Annotated in this window: 1 protein-coding gene; it reads right to left on the bottom strand. The window is 71.3% G+C overall.

The annotated features are described in order from the left end of the window. On the bottom strand, window positions 1-2,442 hold a 2,442-nt coding region (locus K6I34_RS35645), incomplete at both ends, for an endo-alpha-N-acetylgalactosaminidase family protein (protein WP_229332177.1).

Raw genomic sequence — 2,442 nt, forward strand, 5'->3', positions numbered from 1 at the left:
ACCCATGCCTCCCCCACCCCAGGCGCGGTGAAGACATAGCTGTGAGCGGCAGGCCGGACGGACCGCGGCAAGGGGGTGCGCACAAGCTCACGGCTCGCCGGTTCGTCGACGGCAGTGATCCACGCGTACTGCTCCGCCGTCTCGTTCTCGTAGCGGAACGTCACGCGGTAACGGTGCCCAGGAGCGAAGCGCACCGTGTGGGGAACGGTGCGGTAGACGACGCCCTGGTTCTCGCCGCGCGACTTCAGGGACTGTGTGCCGTCGATGACGTCGTCGACGGCTTTGCCGTTCCAGCCGCGCTGGGTGTAGGGGGCGTGCCGCTGGGCGATGTGGGTGCGGGGGTCGGTGGCGCCGCCCGCGTCGCCTTTGACGAAGGGGCCCCAGCCCTGGGGGACGTATTCGAAATCCTCGTGCACCAGTGCGCCGCGGTCGGGGCCGCGGGGGCAGGGGACGACGCGTACGGCGTCGAAGCGTACGCGAGCCGTGCCCGCGGCGGCGGTGAGGGCGAGGGTGACGGGTCCACCTCCGGAAGGGACTGTGAAGCGGGTGAACATGCGTTGGAAGCGGGTGCCGTGTTTGCGGTCGGCGGCGACGTGGTTGACGGCGGTGGAGGTGTCCGTCCAGTTGGTGGCGGTGACGCCGTCGGCGGTGCGGATCTCCAGGGCCGCGCGGCGCCGCTCCCCCGCGGTGGCGCCGACCTCGACCTGGACGGAGGCCGCGTAGTCGCCGGGACGGAGGCGGGTGAGGCGCTGGCTGACGCCTGCCGCTCCGCCAGGGCCGATGACGAGTTCGGGGTCTCCGAGGGGGCTGAGGGTGACGGTGGCGGGTCCGGTGACGTGCCGGCCGTCGAGGGTGCCGGAATGGAAGCCGGGGTCGTGCAGGGGTGTGCCTTCGCCCCAGTGCGGGTCGGCGGGGAGGCCGGTGGTGTCGTCGCGGTGGCGGGTGAGGACGTAGGGCTGCCCCGGGTCGGCGTCGATGGTGACGGTGCCGTCGTGGACGGGCAGTTCGCGGGGGTCGGTGCGGCCGTGGTCGGTGAGGCGGTGGAGGACGGTGGTGTGCTGCCGGGACCAGCCGCGGGGCAGGGTCCAGCGGGTGCGGCCGCCGTGCGGGTTGTAGTGGTAGAGCTTGGCGGGGTCGGTGGCGTGACGGGGTTCCCAGGGCAGGAGGTAGGCGCCGTTGTCGTAGACGGTGCGGTCGTCGGTGGTGATGCGGCGGGTGCCGTCCGTGTCGGTGACGAGGGTGCGGGTGGGGCCTTCGAAGGTGATGCGGTGGTCCTCCCAGGTGCGGATGGGGAAGGCCTGGAGGTATTTGGCGGGGAGGTTGTCGGTCCAGATCTGCCGGTGGAAGGGGGCCCAGTCGGTCTTGCCCTGCCAGCCTTCGAAGGTGCCGAGCCGGGCGGTGCCGAGCAGGGGCCATTTGTCGGCGAAGACGTCCTTCTGGTGGTGGCGGATGAAGCGGATGAGCCGGGAGTTGATGCCGCGTGAGGTGTCGGGGCCGTAGTCGGTCTCGGTGGCCCAGTGGGACCAGAGGCTGGAGCGTTCGAGTCCGTGGCCCCATTCGGTGGTGATGTGCCAGCCCTGGGCGCGCAGTTCGCGTTGGAGGCGGTCGGAGGTCCAGCCGGATTCGCGGTAGACGTCGATGTAGAGGGTGGTGAGGGCGGGGTCGGTCTCGTCGCGCAGCTGCCGGAAGCGGCGGACGATGTCGCCGGAGAGGAGGTCGCGGCGGGCGTCGATGCGGTACGACTGGTCGAGCCAGTCCCACTGGGGGTTGTCCGCGTCGACGAGTTCCCGGCGGAAGGCGCGGGCGACGGGATACGCCTCGGTGGTGTTGACGTGGACGGCGAAGTCGCTGTTCCACTTCCTGCCCGCGCGGAGCAGGGTGTTGAGATCGGCGAGTCCTCCGGCGCGCTGGTTGTGGTTGCCGCCGTAGTCGGGGTGGGCGGAGTCGTGGCCTTCGGACTGGTAGCCCTTGAGGAGGGTGAACTGGCGCAGTCCGTCGGTGGCCAGGGCGATGCGTTTGACGTGGTCGAGGGTGGCGAGGAAGGGGTTGGTGGCCTGGCTGGCGAAGTTGAAGGGGATGTGGGGGACGACGCGCAGGTGTTGTCCGTCGGCGCCGGGCGGGTCGGTCATGATGTCGCGGAAGGCGATGGCGGCGTCCTGCCAGTCGGCGGTGCCGTCGCCGTTGCGGTCGCGGGTGACGACGACGGTCGCGTACGGCAGTGGCTCGGTGTCGTTCTCCGTGGCCCCGGTGGCGCGGTGGGTCCACTGTCCGCAGGTGAGCTGGGTCTTGGTGTAGCCGTCGCGGCGGAGGGTCTGCCGCCACAGGCGGCCGTTCTCCCAGGCGGTGGCGGCGTCGGGTCTGTCGTACACGGTGTTGGTCTCGACGGCGCCTGCGAGCGTGCCGGTGCTGACGACGGCGTAGGCGCAGCCGGTGGGGGCGGGG

Origin of the sequence: Streptomyces sp. UNOC14_S4 (assembly GCF_020740835.1) — a bacterium.
In the GTDB taxonomy this organism is placed as follows: Bacteria; Actinomycetota; Actinomycetes; order Streptomycetales; family Streptomycetaceae; genus Streptomyces.